This is a genomic window from Microbacterium aerolatum (genome assembly GCF_007988825.1).
Classification (GTDB): domain Bacteria; phylum Actinomycetota; class Actinomycetes; order Actinomycetales; family Microbacteriaceae; genus Microbacterium; species Microbacterium aerolatum.
Window position 1 is genome coordinate 57,109 of the sequence record NZ_BJUW01000012.1, and the last position, 21,663, is coordinate 78,771.

Sequence of the window (21,663 nt, forward strand, 5' to 3'; positions counted from 1 at the left end):
TCAGCGCAGCTCGGAGATCAGCACCGCACTGGTGCCCGGCGTCGTCGCCTCGAAAACGTGCGGCGTGTCACCGGGGTAGGAGAGGTAGTCGCCGGGATTCAGCAGGACCCCGTCATTCGCCGGTCCGATCCGCGCCTGCCCGGAGATGAGGATGACGTGCTCCGTGGTGCCGGCGTGGTGCGGGTCGGATCGCCGCGGCTCACCGGGTTCGGCCTGGATGAGGTACACGTCGCGGCGGGCGCCGGGCGGGCTCGCCGACAGCAGGGTGGCGCTGTACGCGGCCGCGGCCGACGGCACCCCCGCGAGATCGTCCGCGCGGATCAGGGTCGGCGCGTTCGCCTGCTGATCCACGAGTACGGCGAACGGGACGTCCAGGGCGACGCCGAGAGCCCACAGCGTCTCGACGCTGGGGTTCCCTGAGCCGTTCTCGAGCTGAGAGACCGTGGCCTTGGACACACCGGCCTGCCGGGCGAGCTCCGATACCGACAGTCCGCGCGCCTCGCGCTCGCGCCTCAGGGTGCGGGCGATGCGGGTTCCGAGATCCTCCATGTGTTCATCATGTCAAACGCGCGTTCGCTTGACTATCCATCGCGAGATGTTCAGACTGATGGGCATGCGTTCATCGAATCGAACGGTGCTCGAGCCCGGGAGCGACCGGTCCGCGCGCCGCGAAGTCTGGCGCGAGGGGATCGGGGTGGCTGTCGCCACGAGCGCCTACGGCATCTCGTTCGGAGCGCTGGCGGTGGCATCCGGCCTGGACGTCTGGCAGACCAGCGTCCTCAGCCTGCTGATGTTCACCGGCGGATCGCAGTTCGCGTTCATCGGCGTGCTCAGCGCCGGGGGCATCGCCGCTCTGCCGTCGGCCATCGCCTCCGCGGCCCTGCTCGGGGTCCGCAACATGGCCTACGGCATGCGGATGTCGCCGATCATCGGCTCGGGATTCTTCCGGCGTGCGGCCGCCGCGCAGGTGACGATCGACGAGTCGACCGCCGTCGCGATCTCGCAGGGGACCACGCCGCTGCGGCGGCTCGGTTTCTGGGTGACGGGCCTGGGCGTCTTCATCGGATGGAACCTCACCACGGTCCTGGGCGCGCTCCTCGGTGACGTGCTCGGTGACCCGAAGACGTGGGGTCTGGATGCCGCGGCAGCGGCGGCCTTCCTCGCGCTGCTGTGGCCACGGCTCAAGCAGCGGCAGGCGATCGCGGTCGGCGTCGCTGCCGCGGTGGTCGCCGCGGCGCTCACGCCGTTCATCATGCCGGGACTGCCGGTGCTGGTCGCCGCGGTCGTCGCCATCGCGGTCGGGTGGTTCAACTGGCTGGGGCGCGACGAACGACCGGCGTCAGTGCAGGAGACGACCGCATGCGATGTGCTGAGCGACCGCAGGGAGTCGAAGTGAGCGTGTGGAGCGCGGTGCTGCTGGCCGCCTGCATCTGCGTGGCGCTCAAGGCGTTCGGCTATCTGATCCCCGCGCACCTGCTGGAGGCGCCGCGTCCTGCACGCATCTCGGACCTGCTGACGGTCGCGCTGCTCGCCGCGCTCGTCGCCGTCCAGACGCTCGGCAACGGCCAGGCCGTGGTGGTGGATGCGCGTATCCCCGCCGTACTGGTCGCCGCGGGCCTGCTCTACCTGCGCCAGTCGTTCCTCGTCGTCGTGGTCGCCGCGGCCGCCGTCGCGGCGCTGCTGCGCTGGGCTGGCTGGGCGGCCTGAGCGGTCGGCACGCACCAGCGCGGGCGACGAGGGCGCGTAAGATCACAGCGTGCCCAACTGGTTGTCTCGCGCGCTGTCCTGGATCGCCGCCGCCCTCGTCGGCGTCGTCTACGGTGCTGCCGGCACCATCGCGCACAGCCTGATGTGGGGGCCGATCCCGATCGGACTGATCGTCGGCGGGATCGCCTGCGCTGCGCTCCTGGTCGCCGTGCGCGCGCTCACGCACGATCGCGCGGCGGCCGTCGCCACGGCAATCGGCATGATCGGGATGCTGATGATCATCTCGGGCCCCGGCCCGGGCGGCTCGGTGATCGTGCCGAACACGCCGGTCGGGCAGATCTGGATCTATCTCGTCTCCGGCATCGCACTGCTCGTGATCGCCTGGCCCAACCTCAAGCGGGTCCCGGCGTCGACGCCGACCGCGGGTTCAGCGCAGACCCCGGTGAGCCCGTCCACCGAGAACGGGTCGTAGACTGGACGCGTGACGTATGTGATCGCCCTTCCGTGCGTCGATGTCAAGGATCGCGCCTGCATCGACGAGTGCCCCGTTGACTGCATCTACGAGGGCGAGCGATCGCTGTACATCCACCCCGACGAGTGCGTCGACTGCGGTGCCTGCGAGCCGGTCTGCCCCGTCGAGGCGATCTATTACGAGGACGACCTGCCCGACGAGTGGCAGGACTACTACAAGGCCAACGTCGAGTTCTTCGAGGAGATCGGGTCGCCCGGCGGTGCGGCCAAGGTCGGCGTCATCAAGTACGACCACCCGATCATCGCGGCCCTTCCCCCTCAGGGAGAGTAGGGCGTGGGGGTCAGGGATCTCGCCGACTACCCGTGGGATGCCGTCGTCCCGTTCCGCGAGCGTGCGGCGCAGCATCCTCAGGGTCTGGTGGACCTGTCCATCGGCTCCCCGGTCGACCCGACGCCCGACGTGATCCGCAGGGCGCTCGCCGAAGCCACCGACGCGCACGCCTATCCGCAGAACATCGGCACGCCCGCTCTGCGTGAGGCGATCGTCGACTGGTACGCCCGTCGCAGGGGAGTGTCGGGCCTCACGGTCGACAACGTGCTGCCCACGGTCGGCTCGAAGGAGCTCGTCGCGCTCCTGCCGACGCTGCTGGGCCTGGGCGCAGGCGACATCGTCGTCCTGCCACGGGTCGCCTATCCGACGTACGAGGTGGGTGCACGCGTCGCCGGTGCGACGCCCGTGGCGGAGGACGACCCGGCCGCCTGGCCCGAGGGTACGAAGCTCATCTGGATCAACAGCCCAGGCAACCCCGACGGGCGCACCTGGACGGTCAATGAGCTCGCGGCTGCAGTGCGCCGAGCCCGCGAGCTGGGAGCCGTGCTCGCCAGCGACGAGTGCTACGCCGAACTCGGCTGGGACGGTCAGTGGGCCACCGAGCCGGTGCCGTCGGTCCTCGACCCGCGCGTCACGGGCGGCTCGCGGAGCAACCTGCTGAGCGTCTACTCGCTGAGCAAGCAGTCCAACCTCGCGGGATACCGTGCGGCGTTCGTCGCCGGATGCTCGCGCGTGATCGCCGACCTGCTCACAGCGCGCAAGCACCTGGGGCTGATGATGCCCGCGCCCGTGCAGCAGGCCATGGTCACCGCCCTCGGCGACGAGGAGCACGTCGCGGCGCAGAAGGAGCTGTACCGTGCCCGGCGCGACCTGCTCCGCCCCGCGCTGGAGGCCGCCGGCTTCCGCATCGACGGCTCGGAGGCGGGCCTGTACCTGTGGGCGACCGAGGACAGGGACGCCTGGGAGACGATGGGCAGGCTGGCCGATCTCGGCATCCTCGCCGGCCCAGGACCGTTCTACGGCGCGGATGCCGGCACGCACGTGCGTCTCGCGCTGACGGCCCCGCTGGAGCGCGTGGCCGAGGGCGCGCGGCGCCTGCGCGGCGACGATCTGTAGATTCTCACGGTGAAACTCCGCGGCTCTTGGCGGATGTCACAGTAGGCCGATCTGGCGACTAGGCTGTAAAGGCGATTCGATCGGAACCCGGTCAGGCGCTGTGCGCCGTGGATCGCCCTCGACGAATCAGACCAAACAGGTCGCGTAAACGTACAAGGAGGTCCGCGTGAGTGCAGCGGGAGACCAGCAGGACAAGGCCACTCTCACGATCGGCGACACCACGGCGGAGTTCCCCGTTCTGCGCGGCACCGCAGGCGCTGACAGCATCGACTTCTCGACGCTGACGAAGCAGACCGGCTTCACCGGCCTGGACTACGGCTTCGTCAACACGGCATCCACGAAGTCGGACATCACGTTCATCGACGGCGACCAGGGCATCCTGCGCTACCGCGGGTACCCGATCGAGCAGGTGGCCAAGAACTGCAGCTACCTCGAGGTCGCATGGCTGCTGATCTACGGCGAACTGCCCACGCCGAGCGAGCTGGCCGACTTCGACGACCGCATCCGCCGTCACACCCTCCTGCACGAGGACCTGAAGCACTTCTTCTCGGCTCTGCCGCACACCGCGCACCCGATGTCGGTGCTGTCGTCGGCGGTCGCCGCGCTCTCGACCTACTACGAGGGCCAGACCGACCCGAACAACCCCGAGCACGTCGAGCTGAACATGGTGCGCATGCTCGCGAAGCTCCCTGTGATCGCGGCGTACGCGCACAAGAAGAGCGTCGGCCAGGCGTTCCTCTACCCCGACAACTCGCTGAGCTTCGTCGACAACTTCCTCAAGCTGAACTTCGGCGTGCACTCCGAGCCCTACGAGATGAACCCGGTCATGTCGAAGGCGCTCGAGCTGCTGCTGATCCTGCACGAGGACCACGAGCAGAACGCCTCGACCTCGACTGTGCGTCTGGTCGGCTCGACCGGTGCGAACCAGTTCGCGTCGATCTCCGCCGGCATCCAGGCGCTCTCCGGCCCGCTGCACGGCGGTGCCAACGAGGCTGTGCTGAGCATGCTCGCCGAGATCCGCGACTCAGGCCAGGGCGTGCAGCGCTTCGTCGAGCGCGTGAAGAACAAAGAAGAGGGCGTCAAGCTCATGGGCTTCGGCCACCGGGTCTACAAGAACTACGACCCGCGCGCCAAGCTCGTCAAGGAGGCCGCCGACGAGGTGCTCCGCGAGCTCGGCGTCACCGACCCGCTGCTCGACCTCGCCAAGGAGCTCGAGGAGATCGCCCTCGCGGACGACTACTTCAAGGAGCGTCGCCTGTACCCGAACGTCGACTTCTACACCGGCGTCATCTACAAGGCCATGGGCTTCCCGACCCGCATGTTCACGGTGCTGTTCGCGATCGGCCGCCTGCCCGGGTGGCTCGCGCAGTGGCGCGAGCTGAACCTCGACCCGCAGACCAAGATCGGTCGCCCGCAGCAGCTGTACACGGGATCGCCGGAACGCCAGTTCCCGACCCGCTGACGGATACGCAAAAGCCCCGGATGCTCCTCGAAGAGGAGTTCCGGGGCTTTCGCATATCCGGGCGGCTGCGTGCCTCCGCCACGTCCCTATTGCGGGTCGTTGAGCGTAGGCGGCGCAGCCACCGAAGACGAAACGGGTTGAGCGAGCGTCAGCGAGTCGAAACCGCTCAGCGCCCCTGCGAGCCGCCGCCCTGCGCGCGCCGCGGACGACGCGTGTCCACGCGCTGACCGACCTGGATTCCGGGACGCTGCTGACCGGAACGCTGGCCTCCGCCCGAGCGCTGCCCCTGCGCGGCGGGCTGACCCTGGCCGCTCTGGCCCTGACCCTGGCCGCCATGCCCCTGCGGGCGACGGCGGCGGCGGGCCGGGGAACCGGAAGCCGGAGCGCCGCCCTGCTGCGGCTGCTTGGGCTTCTTCGGCTGCTGACGCTGCTGCGGCTGCACCGGAGCGGGCTTCACGTGCGCGGCACGCTCGCCGACGAGCTCGTCGACGATCGTGGAGTTCGCGGTCTCGAGCTCGGCGGTGATCTGCGCCTTGCGGAGCAGGTCCTTCACGTCGCGACGCTGCTCGGGCAGGACGACCGTGACGACGGTGCCGGCAGCGCCTGCACGCGCGGTGCGGCCGGAGCGGTGCAGGTATGCCTTGTGCTCCATGGGCGGGTCGACGTGGACGACGAGGTCGACGTTGTCGACGTGCACGCCGCGGGCCGCGACGTCGGTCGCGACGAGCACGCGGACGCCGCCGTCTGCAGGATCGGCCGAGAACGCGCTGAGGTTGCGCTCACGGGCGTTCTGCGACAGGTTGCCGTGCAGGTCGACCGCGGGGATGCCGGCGGCGGTGAGCACCTTGGCGAGCTTCTTCGCCTGGTGCTTGGTGCGGGTGAACAGGATGCGGCGGCCGGTGCCAGAGGCGAGCTCGCGGACCAGCACGGTCTTGTGCTCGGTCGAAGTCGTCATGAGCACGCGGTGAGTCATCTCGCCGACCGGGACGCTGGCCTCGTCGACCTCGTGGCTGACGGGGTTCGACAGGAAGCGCTTGGCCAGCGAGTCGATGCCGCGGTCGAGGGTGGCGCTGAACAGCAGACGCTGTCCGCCGGTCGGGGTCGAGGCGAGGATGCGGGTGACGCCGGGCAGGAAGCCCAGGTCGGCCATGTGGTCCGCCTCGTCGAGCACGGCGACCTCGACGGCGTCGAGCGAGACGAGCTTCTGCTTCATGAGGTCTTCGAGGCGGCCGGGGCAGGCCACGACGATGTCGACGCCGCTGCGCAGCGCCTGCTCCTGCGGACGCTGGCTGACACCGCCGAACACGGTGGTGACGCGCAGGCCTGCGGCCTCTGCCAGCGGGGTGACGGTGGCGGCGATCTGCGTGGCGAGCTCGCGGGTCGGCGCGAGTACGAGGCCGCGCGGGTGCGAGGCACGGGTCTTCTTCGTCGACGCGCTCAGACGCGCGACCAGGGGCAGCGCGAACGCGATCGTCTTGCCGCTGCCGGTGCGGCCGCGGCCGAGCAGGTCGCGTCCGGCGAGCGAGTCGGGGAGGGTGTCGCGCTGAATGGCGAATGCTTCGGTCTTGCCGTCAGAGGCGAGGACGTCAGCGAGGCGTGCGGGCACGCCGAGTTCAAGGAAAGTAGGCATAGAGATACTCCGTCGGCGCGTGACGGATCACGCGCGAATAGTGAGATGGGCGACCGCGCACAGGAAGTGCGCAGAGGTTCGCCGTTCGAAACGCCAACTGGTGGAGGAGCAGGTTTGCTCGCTTCGGTCTGGGAGGACCCCGTGTCGACGACGCAGTCACCCGGAGCACCGGGCAACCTCGCAAGCCTAGCAGAGCCCGGCTGTCAGAGACCTCGACGCGCTGACGCCGCGCAGTTCAGGCGTGCAGCGCCTCGTTGAGGGTCACACCCACGCCGTCGCGCTGCTTCGCCTCGATCGCACCCGTGACGGAGTTGCGCCAGAACAGCAGCCCGTCGCGTCCGCTGAGCTCGGCGGCCTTGACGATGCGCTTGCCGCCGTCCGCCGTGTTCGGGCCGTCGGCGAGCACGACCTTCGACCCGGCAGTGATGTACACGCCGGCCTCGAGGATGCAGTCGTCGCCGAGGGCGATGCCGAGCCCCGAGTTCGCGCCGAGGAGCGTGCGAGCGCCGATCGAGACGCGCACCGTCCCGCCCCCGGAGAGGGTGCCCATGATGGATGCTCCGCCGCCGATGTCGCTGCCCTCGCCGACCACGACGCCCTGCGAGATGCGGCCCTCCACCATCGAGGCACCGAGAGTGCCGGCGTTGAAGTTCACGAAGCCCTCGTGCATCACGGTGGTGCCGGGGGAGAGGTGCGCGCCAAGGCGCACGCGCGCGGCATCCGCGATGCGGACGCCGGCAGGCTGGACGTAATCGGTGAGACGCGGGAACTTGTCCAGTCCCTGCACCTGGATGCTGTGGCGGCGCATCTGCGGCTGCAGGCGCGCGGCGTCATCGGGATGCATGGGGCCGGCGTTGGTCCACGCGACGTTCGGCAGGTGGGCGAAGATGCCGTCGAGGCTCAGCTCGTTCGGGCGCACGAGAAGGTGCGAGAGGGCGTGCAGGCGCAGGTACGCGTCCGCGGTGGATGCCGGCGCTGCATCCAGATCGATCTGCAGCTGCACCGTCTCGATGCGGACGTTGCGGCGCTCGTCCGCGCCGGCGTGCGCCTCGAGTTCGCCGAGCTCGGCCTCCATGACGGAGCCGGTTCCTACCTGGGGGTACCAGGCGTCCAGGACGGTGCCGTTGCCGGCGATCGTGGTCAGACCGATTCCCCATACAGTGCGCGCGCTCATGCCTCAACGCTACCCTTCGACAGGCTCAGGGATCGACTCAGCAGGCTCAGGGATCGACGCTGCGCGCCGTAGGCTGGACGCATGCTGCTCGACCCGACTGCGTCCTCCGTCGAACTCACTCGCGCGATCTGCGACATCCCCAGCGTCTCCGGCGGGGAGGCCCTGCTCGCAGACGCGCTCCAGGCGGCCGTCGCTCCGCTCGAGCACCTCGAGGTCATCCGGCACGGCAACACCGTCGTGGCGCGAACGAACCTCGGCCGCGCGCAGCGCGTGGTGATCGCAGGGCACATCGACACCGTCCCGATCAACGAGAACCTTCCTACGCGAGTCGTGGAGATCGACGGCGAACCGCACCTGTGGGGTCGCGGCACCGTCGACATGAAGGGCGGCGTGGCGGTGCAGCTGAAGCTCGCCGCGGAGCTCGTCGCGCCTGTGGTCGACATCACCTGGATGTGGTACGACAACGAAGAGGTCGCCGCGTCGCTGAACGGCCTGAATCTGCTCTCCGCCGACCGGCCCGATCTCTTCGCCGCCGACTTCGCCATCCTCGGCGAGCCTTCCAACGGCCAGGTCGAGGGCGGATGCAACGGCACGCTGCGCGCCGTCGTCCGCACTCACGGGGTGCGCGCACACAGCGCCAGGGCGTGGATCGGCGAGAACGCGATCCATGCGGCTGCCCCGATCCTGTCCCGTCTGGCCGAGTACCGCGCCAAGGAGGTGCAGGTGGAGGGGCTCGCCTACCGCGAGAGCATGAGCGCCGTGCGCATCACGGGCGGCGTCGCAGGCAACGTCATCCCCGACCTGTGCGAGGTCGAGGTCAACTACCGCTTCGCCCCGAGCAAGACCGCCGCTGACGCCGCAACCCACCTGCGCGGCGTTCTGGACGGTTTCGAGGTGGAGATCACGGATGCCGCCGACGGCGCGCGTCCCGGCCTGGATGCCCCCATCGCGCAGGAGTTTGTCGCGGCCGTCGGCGCCGTGCCGAAGCCCAAGTACGGCTGGACGGATGTGGCGCGGTTCAGCGCGCTCGGCATCCCCGCCGTGAACTACGGCCCCGGCGACCCGCACCTCGCGCACCACGACGAGGAGCGCGTCCCGCTCGCGCAGATCGATGCCGTGGAGCAGGGTCTGCGAGCGTGGCTCACGGCGCAGTGACGGCCACCGCCGTGACTCGTTTCGCGCGCTCGTGGGCACGCGTGCCCGTGATCGCGCGGATCGCGATCGTCTATCTGCTCGGACGCGTCGTCACGACCGGGTTCCTCGCACTCGCGGCCGAGCTGTCTGAGCCGGGGTCTCGTTTCGGGGCGGACGCGACGATCGGCAGCTTCATCCTCGGCTGGGATGCGCAGTGGTACTGGCTGGTGGCGTGGCAGGGCTACCCGCAGGTGCTGCCGCTGACGGAGTCCGGGCAGGTCGCCGAGAACGCCTGGGCGTTCATGCCCGTGTACGCATATGCGGCGCAGTTGATCGGCCTCCCGTTCGGCTCCTGGGGAGTGGGCGCGCTGCTGATCTCGTTCGTCGCCGGGTTCTTCGCGTGCGTGCTGCTGCACCGGCTGCTGAGGGGGCGCATCGGCGCCTCCGCCGCGATGTGGGCGGTGACCTTCTTCGCGTGGGGACCGCTCGCCGCGCTGTTCCAGGTCGGCTACGCCGAGTCGCTGTTCGTCTGCCTGCTGCTGCTCGCCCTCGACCTGGTCGCCCGGCGCCGGTTCGGCTGGCTGTACCTCGTCGTTCCTGTCATGGCGTTCACGCGCCCCGGCATCCTCGCCTTCGCGCTGTATCTCGGGCTCTACGGCATCCTGCGCTGGATCCGGCGCCGCCAGGATCCGCTCCCGACGCGGGAGATCGTGCACATCGTCGTGCTGGGAATGCTCGCGACGGTCACCGGTTTCGCCTGGCAGGTCATCGCCGGGATCGTCACTGGCGACCCCGGCGCTTATCTGGCCACGGAACTGTCGTGGCGTCGCAACTGGGGCGTCGGGGAGGGCGCGTTCATTCCGTTCGACGGCTGGGTGCAGGCGTCGCAGTTCTGGTTCGCGCAGTGGGGGATGCCGGCGTGGTGGGGGCCGATCGCGCTCGTGCTGCTCGCGCTGGCCGCAGCGGGGATGCTGTTCGCCCCGCAGGTGCGCCGTCTCGGTGCCGATCTGCGGCTGTGGAGCGCCAGCTACCTGTTGTACCTGTTCGCGGTGTTCTTCCCGCAGTCGAGCACCTTCCGGCTGCTGATCCCGCTGACTCCGCTGGCCGGAGCACTCGCCGTTCCGCGTTCCAGGGCCTACCGGATCGGCGTGCTCGCCCTCTGTCTGCTCGGGCAGTGGGTGTGGATCGACCAGGTCTACGCGCAGGGAAGCACCTTCTGGCAGGTGCCGTGACGACAAGAAGTTAACCGGGTATTACTCTTCGAGCGCGCAGGGGCGGAAGCATACCGATAAACTCGATGTATACCACCGAGGGAAAGGGAGCCACGATGGCAGCGATGAAGCCTAGGACTGGGGACGGACCCATGGAGGCCGTGAAAGAGGGACGACTCATCATCGTGCGCGTTCCGCTCGAGGGCGGCGGCCGGCTGGTCGTCTCTGTCAACGATGAAGAGGCGAAGGAACTGCACGATGTCCTTGCGGGCGTCGTGAGCTGAACTTCAGTTCTCTAGCGAAGGGCGGTGGATCTTCGGATCCGCCGCCCCTCGTCGTTTCAGACGGTGTCCCATCCGATTCTCCGAGGGGTCCGAACGACCCATTGTGCGGCGAATGTCGCACGGAACGGAAAGGAACATCATGCGTAAGATGACACGACTCGGACTCATCAGCACGGCGGGTGCAAGCGCAGCCGCTCTCGCAGTCGCAGGTTTCGCACTGCCGGCGACGGCCGCGGAGACCACGGACAGCACGCACGAATCCACCTCCACCACTGCCGACTTCATGAGCTCGATCGAGGGCCTCCAGGCATGGGTCAGCGACACGGTCCTCGCCAGCGGCAACGACAGCGCTGTGGGCAACGTCGACGGCGGCCTGATCAACGCTCCAGTGGTCGAAGGACCGCTCGTGAGCGACACCCTGAACGGTGACGTGCTCTCGGGCAACGACACCCCGGTGGCTTCCGGCAACGAGGTCGCAGCTCCCGTCGGCTCCGGTAACGACGTCTCCGCTCCGATCGACGCGCCTGTCGGCTCGGGCAACGACGTCTCCGGCAACGAGGTCGGCTCCGGCAACGGAAATGGCAACGCTGTCGGCTCCGGCAACGACTCCGGCGTCTCCGTCGGCGACATCGGTGTGTCCGGCGATGTCGACTCGCTGCTCGGCGGCATCCTCGACTGATCCACCCACCCACAGAAGCGGCGCCCCGGCGAAGACCGGGGCGCCGCTTCTGTGTGGTTCGCGGTCAGTCGGTGCTGAGGCTGACCAGCTGCAGCAGCCCTTCGCCGGCTGTGGAGATCGCCGCGAGAACGGCGGGGGATTCCTGGGTCTCCTGCACGAGCGAACGGTAGGCGCTGGTGACGGCATCCCGCTGCACGGGATCGGCGGTCTTGCCTCCGGCGAGGATGCGGGGCACCACCACGATGCCGCCGCTGCGCGCCAGGCGCAGCCCGTGCTCGACGTACTCGATCACGTTCTCCGGATCGGCGTCGACGAGCACGATGTCGTAGGAGGCCTCGTTCATGCGCGGCAGCACATCGGCGGCGCGGCCGGTGATGAAGCGGGCCTTGGTGCCGGGGATCTTCGCTTCGCCGAAGCTGCGGCGAGCGGCGACCAGGTGCTCCGGTTCGTTGTCGATCGAGGTGAGAACGGCGCCAGGGGCTCCGCGCAGCAGCCAGAGCCCTGACACACCTGCGCCGGTGCCGATCTCGACGATCGACCGGGCGTTGGTCGCTGCGGCCAGTACCGCGAGCTGCGCGCCGACGGCGGGGCTCACGGAGGCGACGCCCAGCTCGAGCGCATGCGCGCGGGCGCGCGCGATCGGCGCGGGCTCCACGATCGCCTCGCGGATGTAGCGTGCGTTCGCGTCGTTCTCGCTCATGACCTTCTCCTCCGGCTGCACTGTCCAGAGTATTCGCATGCCGAGTTCCTGGCCGTGAGGCGCGGCGGGTAGCCTGTGTACATGGATTTCGGCCTCACCATCGAGAAGCTCTTTCTCATCGGGGTGATCGCCGCGTTCATCATCGGCCCGGAGCGTTTGCCGAAGGCCGCCGAGACGTTCGCCCGGTTCGTCCGCAAGGTCGGCGAGTACCTTCGCGACACCCGCTCCCGGATGCGCGACGAGATGGGTCCGGAGATCGACGAGGTCGACTGGAAGAAGCTCGATCCGCGTCAGTACGACCCCCGCCGAATCATCCGAGATGCGCTGCTCGAGGACGCCCCCGCGGCGACGACCACGGCGACCGCCACGGCTGTCGCTCCTGCAGCGGCCGCAGCGCCCTCAGCGGTCGCCCCTGCGCCTCGGTTCCCGAGGACGCGTCCGGAGTTCACACGCGACAACCCGCCGCCCTACGACGTCGAGGCGACCTGACCGGCTCAGATCTTCGACTTGAGCAGCGCGATGTCGGCGTCGCTCAGCAGGCTTCTGGGGATCACGGTGACCACGGACGATCCGCGCAGGCGCAGGACCGCGGCGTGCTTCCCGATGCGCACGGAGCGGAACGTCGAATAGGCCACGTCGGAGACGCCGTTCTTCGCGATCATCCTGACCGACTCCGGCTCCAGCTCCACCCGCACCGCTGACCCAGAGGGCATCGCTGCGCTGAGCGCGCGCCGCGTGGACGCTCGGGTGAAGATGATCGAGGCGACGACCAGTGCGGCGATCGCGATCATGGTCCAGGTGAGAGTGGTCGTCTGCTCCGGATCGGCGCCGCCGATCATCGACAGCACGACTGCGTTCAGGATGAAGGCCGCGACCAGCGCCGCGTAGGCGATGACGGCGAGCGGGCGCGTGAGCGTGTAGATCACGGTGTCCCACGTCATGCCGCGGAGCAGTTCCGCATCGACGACGAGGGATCGGGAGGAAGAACCGTTGGTCACCTCCCGAGTCTGTCACGACTCGGGTGCGGACCGCCTCGTGACAGCGACCGGCAGCGACCTGCCGGACAGGCTCCTGCCCCGCTGCGAGAGCCGCTCCGCGAGCGCGCGGACGGTGCGCGCCGCGGCATCCTCTGGATCGCTCAGGACGATCGGGATGCCGGCATCCCCTCCGGCACGCAGCGCAGGGCTCAGCGGAACCGAGGCCAGGAGGGGAACCTCCTCGTCGCCCTCGGACAGCGCGGCGGCCACCTCCGAGCCGCCGCCGGAGCCGAACAGGTCGACGGTCGTGCCGTCGGGCAGGGTGAAGGCGGCCATGTTCTCGACGACGCCGATCACGTGCTGACCGGTCTGACGGGCGACCAGGCCGCTGCGGATGGCGACATCGGATGCCGCGGACTGCGGCGTCGTGACCACGAGCACCTCGGCGTGGGGCAGGATCTGCCCGATCGAGATCGCGATGTCGCCGGTGCCCGGAGGCATGTCGATGAGCAGCACGTCCAGGTCGCCGAAGAAGACGTCGGTGAGGAACTGCTGCACGGTGCGGTGCAGCATCGGGCCGCGCCAGGCGACCACGGCCTCTCCGTCGCGCAGGAACATGCCGATGGAGATGGTCTTCACGCCGTGCGCCACGGGCGGGAGCATGAGGTCGTCGATGCGCGTCGGCTGGGTTCCGGCCGGGATGCCGAGCAGTCCAGGGATCGAGAAGCCGTGCACGTCGGCATCCACCAGTCCGACAGCGAGCCCCTGCTCGGCCAGCGCCACCGCGAGATTGGCGGTGATCGTCGATTTGCCGACTCCGCCCTTGCCGCTGGAGACGAGGATGACGCGGGTCAGCGAATCCGGGCCGAACGGCATCTGGCGCGCAGGGCGCCCATCGCGGAGCTTCTCGGTCAGCGCCTTCCGCTCGGCCGGGGTCATCACGCCGACGTCGACTGTCACGTCAGCGATGCCGGTGACGGATGCCGCGGCACGGCGCACGTCCGATTCGATGCGGTCGGCGGCGGGGCATCCGACGATGGTGAGTGCGATGCCGACGGTGGCGTGATCGCCGTCGACCGAGATGTCGCGGAGCATGTCGAGCTCGGCGATCGGCCGGCGCAGCTCCGGATCTGAGACCGCGCCGACCGCCGCGCGGACGCGGTCTGCCAGCGTCATGGTCGCGTGCGACGCGGCCTGGGCGAGGCGTGACCGGTGCGCGTGTCGGTTGCGTCGCCGTCGTGGTCATCGTCGAGGTCTGCGAGCATCGCCCGCAGCTCCTGGCGGAGCACGTCGCGTGTCACGGCCTGGGCGTTGCGCTCCTCCAGCGCCATGCGCAGCGCGACGATCTCGCGGGCGAGGTACTCGGTGTCGGCGAGGTTGCGCTCGGAGCGCTGGCGATCCTGCTCGATCTGCACGCGGTCGCGGTCGTCCTGCCGGTTCTGCGCAAGCAGGATCAGCGGGGCGGCGTACGACGCCTGCAGCGACAGGATGAGTGTGAGCGCCGTGAATCCGAGGGCGGCGGAGTCGAAGCGCCACCAGCCGTTCTGCTCGGCGACGACGGTGTAGACCATCCACACCAGGCAGAACAGGGTCAGCATCAGCAGGAACGCGGGGGTGCCCATCGCGCGGGCGACCCACTCGGTGAACCGCCCGAACCGGTCGCGCGACTCCGGCCGCTGCCGAGTGGCGCCGCGGCCGAGCGGAGCGTCGAGGCCGGAGCGGTCGCTCTTCGCCATCATCGTGCACCGCCCGTCGTCATCGAGTCGTCAGCATCATGCGTGCGCCAGTCGTCCGGCAGCAGGTAGTCGAGCACGTCGTCGATGCTGACCACGCCGACCAGGCGCCCGGCGGCATCCACGACCGGCAGCGAGACGAGGTCGTAGCTTGCGAGCAGGCGGGCCGTCTCGGCGGCCGAGGCCATCGCCGAGATCGGCTCCATCGTCTCATCGACGATCGCGCCGAGCCGCTCATGCGGCGGGTATCTCAGCATCCGCTGGAAATGCACGACGCCGAGCAGGCGTCCCGTCGGAGTCTCGAACGGCGGCAGCGTGACGAACACGGCGGCCGCCAGCGCCGGGTGCAGCTCGTGGCGGCGGATCAGCGCGAGCGCCTCGGCGACGGTGGCGTCGGCGGACAGCACGATCGGCTCGGTGGTCATCAGACCGCCGGCCGTGTCGGGGCCGTAGCTGAGCAGGGTGCGGACGTCCTCGGCCTCTTCGGGCTCCATGAGATCGAGCAGCTGCTCGAGCCGCTTCTTCGGCAGCTGGGCCAGCAGGTCGGCCGCGTCGTCGGGCTCCATGTGGTCGAGGATGTCGGCGGCGCGCTCGTCGCCGAGGCCGTCGAGGATGTGCACCTGGTCCTCTTCGGGCATCTCCTCGAGCGCGTCGGCGAGGCGGTCGTCCGGGAGCTCCTCCGCGACCTCGATCAGGCGCTGGTCGGGAAGGTCGAGCAGCGTGGTCGCGAGGTCGGCGGCGTGCAGCTCGGAGTACGACGCGACGAGCTGCTCTGCGGACTGGGATTCACCAGGGGTGCGCTTCTCCGCGACCTCGTTCCACCCGGCGAAGGTGGTCGGCCCCTTCGCGAAGGGGGATGCGCTCGTCTTCGGCTTGCGCAGGAAGAGCTGGCTGACGCTCCACTCGCCGAGACGGTTCGGTTCGATCGCGACATCCTCGATGACGGCGCTGCCGGTCCCGTCGGCGAGCTCGACGCGCCGGCCGAGGAGCTCGGCGAGCACGCGCACCTCGCCGGGCCGGGGCTGGAAGCGACGCACGTTGATGAGGCCGGTGGTGAGCACCTGTCCTGCGCGGATCGAGGTGACCCGCCCGATGGACATGAACACGTGGCGGCGGCCGGGGATCTCGATGACGAGACCGATCACGCGGGGAGCGACGGTACTTCGATACACGATGACGACATCCCGGACCTTGCCGAGCCGGTCGCCCACTGGGTCGAAGACGGCGCAGCCTGCCAGGCGCGCGACGAAAACCCGTTGTGTACTCACTCGTCCAGCGTAGCCCGCGGTCCGCGGAACCCGGGCTGCCCGAAGGTGCGCGTGGAACAATGGAGGAATGAGCATGTTGAACCGTCCCGCGACCGGCACGGCCGTCGGCGAGGCCGTCGCATCGGTCCGCGAGTACGAGGCCGCCCAGAAGACGGTGTCCAAGCTGATCGCCGCCGAGGTGCCCGCGCGCGACATCGCGATCGTCGGACAGGGGGTGCGCACGATCGAGCGCGTCACCGGACGACTCGGCTATGCGGCCGCCGCCCGTTCCGGAGCGGTCAACGGCGTGCTCATCGGTCTGCTGCTCTCGGCGATCCTCGTGATCGGCAACCCTGACGCCCCGATCCAGCTGTTCGTCGGATTCGTGTTCATCGGCGTCGCGCTCGGCATGATCCTCAGCCTGGTGACCTACGCGATCGTCCGTCGCCGGCGCGACTTCGCCAGCGTCACGCAGCTCGCCGCCGACCACTATGAGGTCACCGTGCTGCCCGCATCGCTCGCGAAGGCGCGCGAGGCTCTCGGAACGTCGCCTCGCACCCAGGTTGTCAAACCTCCGACGAACCTCGACGAGCCGCCGCGCTATGGCGAGCGGGTCGCCCCCGGATCGGATGCCGCGGCTGCGGCGCAGGTGCCGGCGGGGCACGTCATCCCGCCCCGTCCTGCAGATCCTGCACCGCAGTACGGTGAGCGCGTGACGCCGGAAGAACCCGCGACGGAGCCGTCTTCGGAGCCTTCGGAAGACGCGGCTCCGACGGCCGCGGTCGACACCCCGGCCGAGGCCCCGGGCGAGGAAGAAGCGCCGCAGAAACGCGACGACGAGAGCTGACGTGTCGTTCGACGTCGAGCTCCCGAAGGGATCCGTCTCGGTCTCGACGGCGTGGGGCGAGGGATCCGGCCGCGGCACCGTGCTCGTCGCCCACGGCGCGGGCGCGGGGATGGAGCATCCGTTCCTCAGCGGTTTCACCGACGCGCTGAACGCACTCGGCTTCGCGACCATCCGGTTCAACTTCCCGTACCGCGAGCAGGAGAGGCGGATGCCGGGCCCTGCGGCCCACGCGATCGCGACCTGGCGCGCGGCGGTCGAGCATGCGCGCGTGCGGATGCCGGAAGGCCCGCTCTGGGCCGCCGGCAAGTCGTACGGCGGACGGATGGCGTCGATGGCCGTGGCCGAAGGGCTCGAGGTCGACGGACTGATCTATCTCGGGTACCCGTTGCACCCGCCGGGGCAGCCGGAGAAGCTGCGCGCCGAGCACCTGCCGGCGATCGCGGCGCCGCAGCTGTTCATCGAGGGATCGAACGACCCGTTCATCCAGCCCGTCTCGCAGCTCGAAGATGTCGTGGCGACCTGCCAGGACGCGCACATCGCGTGGATCGAGGGCGGCGGTCACTCCTTCGAGGTCAAGGGACACAAGCGTCCCGCCGATGTGATCGGCGCATCGCTCGCGCCGCTCGTCGCGGACTTCGCCCGGCGCTGAGCGCCCCGCCGCAGCATCCGCCCCCGCAGGGGTCGCAATTTGTCGCTACGCGGCCCGTCAAGCGACCATTTGCGCCCCCTCCCGAGCGAATCTGCCCCGAGAGCCGAGCCGCGTCAGCGGTGCTGCCAGCGGAACAGCATGAGCCGCAGGGCGGCGCCGATCTTCATCGGCACGATCTCGCCGACACGGTGCTCGTCGGCGCGGACGAGCCGCTCGCCGAGGTCAGGGCGCTGCTGCCACAGGTACTCGCGAGCGACCTCGGCATGGGGCGAGTTCGACACGATCTTGATGACATCGGCATGCTCGATCAGCGGGATCGCGTTCTCGATGTTCTCCCACGTCGAGCGGCTGTCGGGCTCGAGCACGATCGGGCCCGTGTAGCCGAGCTCGTCGCGGGCGAAGCGCTCCATGATGACGGCCTCAGGGGTGTCGCCCTCCACAGTGCCACCGCACATGACGACCGTGCTGTCCGCTCCGCGATCCCGAGACCGGATGCCGGCACGCACCCGGTAGCGGTTCACGAAGTTCGCGCTCTCGCCCTGATTGCCGTAGCCCAGGACGACCACGGCCTCCGTGCGCTCCGTGCCCGCCTCGTCGTCGGTCTCCGCACCCGTGCCCAGCGTCCGCCAGCTGGAGCGCCAGTGCACGTACTCGGCCCACGCGGCCGCTGCCGCGTAGGTCGTGAAGCCCACCCAGAACAGCCGGCGCAGGCCCCAGCGGGAACGAATCAAACCTTCTGGCCCCTCGCGATCCACGCCTCGATGTCCGAGACCGTGCGCGGGATGTCGGCCGAGAGATTCACCGGCCCGTCCGCGGTCATGACGATGTCGTCCTCGATGCGAACGCCGATGCCGCGCAGCTCCTCGGGCACGGTCAGGTCGTCGATCTGGAAGTACAGCCCCGGCTCGATCGTGAAGACCATGCCAGGCTCGAGCACGCCGTCGTAATACATCTCGCGACGCGCCTGCGCGCAGTCGTGCACGTCGATGCCGAGGTGGTGCGAGGTGCCGTGCACCATGTAACGGCGGTGCTGGCCGCCGGCATCCGCGTCGAGAGCCTCCTCGGCGGTCACCGGGAGCAGACCCCACTCGGCAGTCCGCTGCGCGATCACGGCCATCGCGGCCTCGTGCACCTCGCGGAACTTCACGCCGGGGCGCGCCACGGCGAACGCGGCGTCCGCGGCTTCGAGAACCGTCTCGTAGACGCGACGCTGCACGTCCGAGAAGGTGCCGTTCACGGGGAGCGTGCGGGTGATGTCGGCCGTGTAGAGGCTGTCGGCCTCGACACCGGCATCCACGAGGATGAGGTCACCGGGGATCACGGCGCCGTCGTTGCGCGTCCAGTGCAGGTAGCAGGCGTGCGGGCCGGATGCCGAGATCGTGTCGTAGCCTTCGCCGTTGCCGTCCTCACGGGCGCGTCGGTGGAACACGCCCTCGACTACGCGCTCGCCACGGGCGTGCGCTGCAGCATCCGGGAGAGCTGCGATGATGTCGTCGAATCCGCGCGCCGTGATCTCCACGGCGCGGCGCATCTCGGCGATCTCGTACTCGTCCTTCACGAGGCGCAGCTCGGAGACGAACCGGTCGAGGCCGGCATCCGCAAGCGTCACGTCCTCATCGGTCGCTGCGAAGGCAGCCAGGTGGTCGGTGGCGACGGCCAGGTCGGCGGCGACCCCTGCCAGTGACGGGCGAGGACCGATCCAGAACTCGCCGACCGTGGCATCCGCATAGAACTCGGTCGTGGTGCGGTCGGCGCGCTCGCGGAAGTACAGGGTCACGTCATGGCCGGCATCGGTCGGCTCGAAGACGAGCACGGAGTCCGGCTCGCTGTCCGCCGCCCAGCCGGTGAGGTGCGCGAACGCGGAGTGGGCGCGGTACGGGTAGTCGGTGTCGTTGCTGCGCTGCTTGAGCGAACCGGCCTCGATCACGACTCGCTTGCCGGGGAATGCGGCAGACAACTTGTCGCGACGTGCGGCGGCGAACGCCGCCTGCGGGCGTGCGGCGGGCAGGGACTCGGGCCGCTCGGCCCAGCCCGTCGAGATCGCGTCGAGGAAGCCGCGGGGGAACGGCTGCTTGCGGTTCGTGACGGGGGCCTCTTCGATCGTCTCGTTCTCTGCGGTGCTCATGCGTCCAGTCTCTCACTCCTGCGTAGGGTGGGGAATGTGGTGCTCCTCATAGATCTGGTGCTCGTCGTCGTGTTCTGCGTGATCGGACGGCTCTCGCACGCCGAGGGCATCTTCGGCGACCTGCCCGGTCTGCTGGGCACGATCTGGCCGTTCGTGGCGGCGCTGCTGATCGCTCACGTCGTTCTTATGGTTCGCCGGGTGCGGCGCGAGCGGATGCTGCCGGGCCTGTCGATCTGGGCGGTCACGGTCGTACTGGGACTGGTGCTGCGCGCGGTGAGCGGCCAGGGCACTGCGCTGCCGTTCATCATCGTGGCCACGCTCACGCTCGCGCTGTTCCTGCTCGGCTGGCGTGCCGTGCTCGCGCTCGTGCGTCGATCTCGGGCGACCCGAGTACTCACGAGAGGACGGCGGCTGGACGCGCATCCTCACGAACGGTGAGAGTTTCGAGAGAGTGAAAGTGACGAGAGAGGCAGACATGAGCGACTACGAAGTGACCGAGATCGGCGCGCCGGACCAGTGGAGAGAGCACTTCGGCGGATTCGACCAGAGTCGTTCGCGTGATGGTCGGCGGGTGGTCGATCACGAGCTCACGATGCAGTACATCGGCATGACCGCCAACGCACTGGTTCCCGGAGAGGAAGCCGGGTACTGGCACACGCACTCCCACGTCGAGGAGCTGTACGTGTTCCTCGACGGTGTCGGGGAGATGGGGCTGGATGACGAGGTCGTCGAGGTTCGCGCCGGCTCCGTCGTCCGGGTAGGGCAGGGCGTGTGGCGCACCTGGCGCGCTCGGCCGGATAGCCCGGGCGAGCTGCGCTGGCTGTGCATCAGAGCCGGCGGCGAGCAGTTGCCACACCTTCCGAACGACGGCTCCCGAGACCCTGAGCGCCCCATGCCCTGGACAGACTGAACGACGTCACGCCCGTCGCACCTCCGCCCTGAGCAGAGCCGCTTTCGCCGGGCGGCCCGCAGTGGTGACATGGGACGCATGACCGACGTATTGATCCTTGGCGGAACAGGCTGGCTGTCCGGCCGCATCGCACGACGCTGGCTGGACGACGGGGCGAGAGTGACGTGCCTCGCGCGAGGCGAGCGCCCCGCACCCGACGGCGCGGTCCTCGTGCGCGGCGACCGCGACGACACCGGCGCGTACGACCGGCTCGACCGCGACTGGGACGAGGTTGTCGATGTGTCGTCCCGTGCATGGCACGTGCGGGATGCCGTCGCCGCTCTCGGCGACCGCGCCGCGCACTGGACCTACATCTCATCCATGTCCGTCTACGCCGACGCCGATGTCCACGGCGCCGACGAATCCGCCCCTCTCGACCCGCCCGCGCAGGACGGCGACGAGTACGAGTACGCCGCGCAGAAGGTGGCCGCGGAAGGATTCGTGCACGCGCTCGACGATCGCGTGCACATCATCCGTCCCGGCCTCATCGTCGGGCCAGGCGATCCCAGTGACCGCTTCGGCTACTGGGCTGCCGCCTTCGATCGCGCCGGCACCGAACCCGTCCTCGTGCCCAGCGGCGACGGCCGATTCGTGCAGGTGATCGACGTCGATGACCTTGCCTCGTTCGCCGCGAACACCGAGCTCACCGGCATCCGCAACGCCATCGGCGATCCGCGGCCCTTCGACGACGTCCTCGCGGCCTTCCGCACCGCTGCAGCACATACCGGGCCCACCGTCGTCGCCGACGACGAGTGGCTGGAAGCACATGGCGTCCAGCCCTGGATGGGGGAGAAGTCCCTGCCGCTGTGGCTGCCGATCGAGTGGTCGGGGTTCATGACCCGTTCCAACGCCGCCTTCCGAGCGGCGGGCGGCACCCAGACGGCCGTCGAGAGCATCATCACTCGCGTCCTCGAGGACGAGCGCGCTCGCGGGCTCGACCGTCCCCGCCGCGCAGGACTCACCAGGAGCGAGGAGCGCGAACTTCTCGAAGAGCTCGCATCCTGATGGCATCCGGCACCGAACCGGATTTGCGGATGCCGCGACCTGAGCGCTATCGTCGCGGCATGCCTTCGGCTGCATCCGCCTCTTCGACGCTCGTTCCGAGCGTCACCGTGGTGCGCCGACGCCGCAGCCGTCTGGGCGGACGCCGACTCTAGGCGACCTCTGCGCTCCTGCCCGACCGGGCAGTCGAGCGTCGGCGTCGCCGCCCCGGCCTCCCATTCACCTCAGGGACGCA

Annotated in this window: 26 protein-coding genes; 16 read left to right on the forward strand and 10 right to left on the reverse strand. The window is 69.5% G+C overall.

What is annotated here, in order from left to right; all coding sequences use genetic code 11:
- Nucleotides 1-549 carry a helix-turn-helix domain-containing protein gene (locus MAE01_RS12585; protein WP_147039908.1) on the reverse strand — a complete coding sequence of 183 codons (549 nt, stop codon included), beginning with the start codon at nt 547-549 and terminating at the stop codon, nt 1-3.
- A 64-nt stretch (nt 550-613) separates the two neighbouring features.
- On the opposite strand from MAE01_RS12585, the gene MAE01_RS12590 reads away from it, so the two are divergent.
- The 6 genes from MAE01_RS12590 to MAE01_RS12615 all read left to right on the forward strand — a co-directional run bounded on the left by MAE01_RS12590 (nt 614) and on the right by MAE01_RS12615 (nt 5,087).
- On the forward strand, nt 614-1,396 hold the full coding sequence (locus tag MAE01_RS12590) for an AzlC family ABC transporter permease (RefSeq protein WP_147039909.1): 783 nt from the start codon (nt 614-616) through the stop codon (nt 1,394-1,396).
- Entirely contained in the window at nt 1,393-1,707 is a 315-nt protein-coding gene (locus tag MAE01_RS12595) for an AzlD domain-containing protein (protein WP_147039910.1), read from the forward strand. Before MAE01_RS12590 ends, MAE01_RS12595 begins: the two co-directional genes overlap by 4 nt.
- 49 nt (nt 1,708-1,756) lie before the next feature.
- The gene (locus tag MAE01_RS12600) at nt 1,757-2,179 is read left to right on the forward strand and encodes a histidinol dehydrogenase (RefSeq protein WP_147039911.1); all 423 of its coding nucleotides are present in this window, start codon (nt 1,757-1,759) and stop codon (nt 2,177-2,179) included.
- Between the two features lie 9 nt (nt 2,180-2,188).
- The gene (fdxA, locus tag MAE01_RS12605) at nt 2,189-2,509 is read left to right on the forward strand and encodes a ferredoxin (RefSeq protein WP_147039912.1); all 321 of its coding nucleotides are present in this window, start codon (nt 2,189-2,191) and stop codon (nt 2,507-2,509) included.
- Between the two features lie 3 nt (nt 2,510-2,512).
- The gene (gene dapC / locus MAE01_RS12610) at nt 2,513-3,625 is read left to right on the forward strand and encodes a succinyldiaminopimelate transaminase (RefSeq protein ID WP_147039913.1); all 1,113 of its coding nucleotides are present in this window, start codon (nt 2,513-2,515) and stop codon (nt 3,623-3,625) included.
- Between the two features lie 166 nt (nt 3,626-3,791).
- The gene (locus MAE01_RS12615; protein WP_147039914.1) at nt 3,792-5,087 is read left to right on the forward strand and encodes a citrate synthase; all 1,296 of its coding nucleotides are present in this window, start codon (nt 3,792-3,794) and stop codon (nt 5,085-5,087) included.
- A gap of 166 nt (nt 5,088-5,253) precedes the next feature.
- Here the strand turns inward: MAE01_RS12615 and MAE01_RS12620 are convergent, their stop codons facing one another.
- Entirely contained in the window at nt 5,254-6,717 is a 1,464-nt protein-coding gene (locus MAE01_RS12620) for a DEAD/DEAH box helicase (protein ID WP_147039915.1), read from the reverse strand.
- Nucleotides 6,718-6,952: 235 nt separating this feature from the next.
- A complete protein-coding gene (gene dapD / locus MAE01_RS12625) occupies nt 6,953-7,891 on the reverse strand; it encodes a 2,3,4,5-tetrahydropyridine-2,6-dicarboxylate N-succinyltransferase (protein ID WP_147039916.1) in 939 nt (312 codons plus the stop codon).
- An 81-nt stretch (nt 7,892-7,972) separates the two neighbouring features.
- Between dapD and dapE the strand changes: the two genes are divergently transcribed.
- From dapE to MAE01_RS12645, 4 genes are all read left to right on the forward strand, one after another.
- Nucleotides 7,973-9,046: a succinyl-diaminopimelate desuccinylase gene (dapE, locus tag MAE01_RS12630; protein WP_147039917.1), complete on the forward strand. Its 1,074-nt coding sequence runs from the start codon at nt 7,973-7,975 to the stop codon at nt 9,044-9,046.
- The gene (locus MAE01_RS12635; protein ID WP_229718053.1) at nt 9,028-10,257 is read left to right on the forward strand and encodes a putative hexosyltransferase; all 1,230 of its coding nucleotides are present in this window, start codon (nt 9,028-9,030) and stop codon (nt 10,255-10,257) included. The genes dapE and MAE01_RS12635 overlap by 19 nt, the downstream gene beginning before the upstream one ends.
- 95 nt (nt 10,258-10,352) lie before the next feature.
- On the forward strand, nt 10,353-10,520 hold the full coding sequence (locus MAE01_RS12640; RefSeq protein WP_147039918.1) for a DUF3117 domain-containing protein: 168 nt from the start codon (nt 10,353-10,355) through the stop codon (nt 10,518-10,520).
- Between the two features lie 139 nt (nt 10,521-10,659).
- Complete coding sequence (locus MAE01_RS12645) at nt 10,660-11,199, forward strand: hypothetical protein (protein WP_147039919.1); 540 nt, start codon at nt 10,660-10,662, stop codon at nt 11,197-11,199.
- A 64-nt stretch (nt 11,200-11,263) separates the two neighbouring features.
- On the opposite strand, the gene MAE01_RS12650 is transcribed toward MAE01_RS12645, so the two are convergent.
- Nucleotides 11,264-11,899 (reverse strand): O-methyltransferase, encoded by a 636-nt coding sequence (locus MAE01_RS12650; RefSeq protein ID WP_147039920.1) that lies wholly within the window; start codon nt 11,897-11,899, stop codon nt 11,264-11,266.
- An 81-nt stretch (nt 11,900-11,980) separates the two neighbouring features.
- On the opposite strand from MAE01_RS12650, the gene MAE01_RS12655 reads away from it, so the two are divergent.
- Nucleotides 11,981-12,388, forward strand: coding sequence for a twin-arginine translocase TatA/TatE family subunit (locus MAE01_RS12655; protein ID WP_147039921.1), 408 nt, complete (start codon nt 11,981-11,983; stop codon nt 12,386-12,388).
- Between the two features lie 5 nt (nt 12,389-12,393).
- On the opposite strand, the gene MAE01_RS12660 is transcribed toward MAE01_RS12655, so the two are convergent.
- Genes MAE01_RS12660 through MAE01_RS12675 form a run of 4 tightly spaced genes read right to left on the reverse strand, consistent with a single transcriptional unit; the run spans nt 12,394 to nt 15,877 of the window.
- A complete protein-coding gene (locus MAE01_RS12660; protein ID WP_147039922.1) occupies nt 12,394-12,897 on the reverse strand; it encodes a YcxB family protein in 504 nt (167 codons plus the stop codon).
- Between the two features lie 12 nt (nt 12,898-12,909).
- Nucleotides 12,910-14,052 (reverse strand): Mrp/NBP35 family ATP-binding protein, encoded by a 1,143-nt coding sequence (locus MAE01_RS12665; protein ID WP_147039923.1) that lies wholly within the window; start codon nt 14,050-14,052, stop codon nt 12,910-12,912.
- The gene (locus MAE01_RS12670) at nt 14,049-14,612 is read right to left on the reverse strand and encodes a DUF1003 domain-containing protein (RefSeq protein WP_147039924.1); all 564 of its coding nucleotides are present in this window, start codon (nt 14,610-14,612) and stop codon (nt 14,049-14,051) included. The genes MAE01_RS12665 and MAE01_RS12670 overlap by 4 nt, the downstream gene beginning before the upstream one ends.
- Nucleotides 14,612-15,877 carry a magnesium transporter gene (locus tag MAE01_RS12675; protein WP_147039925.1) on the reverse strand — a complete coding sequence of 422 codons (1,266 nt, stop codon included), beginning with the start codon at nt 15,875-15,877 and terminating at the stop codon, nt 14,612-14,614. The genes MAE01_RS12670 and MAE01_RS12675 overlap by 1 nt, the downstream gene beginning before the upstream one ends.
- A 67-nt stretch (nt 15,878-15,944) precedes the next feature.
- Here MAE01_RS12675 and MAE01_RS12680 point away from each other — a divergent pair, with 67 nt between their 5' ends.
- A complete protein-coding gene (locus tag MAE01_RS12680; RefSeq protein ID WP_229718052.1) occupies nt 15,945-16,703 on the forward strand; it encodes a YflT domain-containing protein in 759 nt (252 codons plus the stop codon).
- A 1-nt stretch (nt 16,704) separates the two neighbouring features.
- A complete protein-coding gene (locus MAE01_RS12685; RefSeq protein WP_147039926.1) occupies nt 16,705-17,352 on the forward strand; it encodes an alpha/beta hydrolase family protein in 648 nt (215 codons plus the stop codon).
- A gap of 113 nt (nt 17,353-17,465) precedes the next feature.
- On the opposite strand, the gene MAE01_RS12690 is transcribed toward MAE01_RS12685, so the two are convergent.
- Nucleotides 17,466-18,083, reverse strand: a complete 618-nt coding sequence (locus tag MAE01_RS12690; protein ID WP_229718051.1) for a YdcF family protein — start codon at nt 18,081-18,083, stop codon at nt 17,466-17,468.
- On the reverse strand, nt 18,080-19,477 hold the full coding sequence (locus tag MAE01_RS12695; RefSeq protein WP_147039927.1) for an aminopeptidase P family protein: 1,398 nt from the start codon (nt 19,475-19,477) through the stop codon (nt 18,080-18,082). The genes MAE01_RS12690 and MAE01_RS12695 overlap by 4 nt, the downstream gene beginning before the upstream one ends.
- 36 nt (nt 19,478-19,513) lie before the next feature.
- On the opposite strand from MAE01_RS12695, the gene MAE01_RS12700 reads away from it, so the two are divergent.
- From MAE01_RS12700 to MAE01_RS12710, 3 genes are all read left to right on the forward strand, one after another.
- Nucleotides 19,514-19,915, forward strand: a complete 402-nt coding sequence (locus MAE01_RS12700) for a DUF3054 domain-containing protein (protein ID WP_229718050.1) — start codon at nt 19,514-19,516, stop codon at nt 19,913-19,915.
- Between the two features lie 37 nt (nt 19,916-19,952).
- Nucleotides 19,953-20,387: a cupin domain-containing protein gene (locus tag MAE01_RS12705; protein WP_147039928.1), complete on the forward strand. Its 435-nt coding sequence runs from the start codon at nt 19,953-19,955 to the stop codon at nt 20,385-20,387.
- A 78-nt stretch (nt 20,388-20,465) separates the two neighbouring features.
- Nucleotides 20,466-21,431: an NAD-dependent epimerase/dehydratase family protein gene (locus MAE01_RS12710; RefSeq protein ID WP_147039929.1), complete on the forward strand. Its 966-nt coding sequence runs from the start codon at nt 20,466-20,468 to the stop codon at nt 21,429-21,431.
- Nucleotides 21,432-21,663 lie beyond the last annotated feature (232 nt).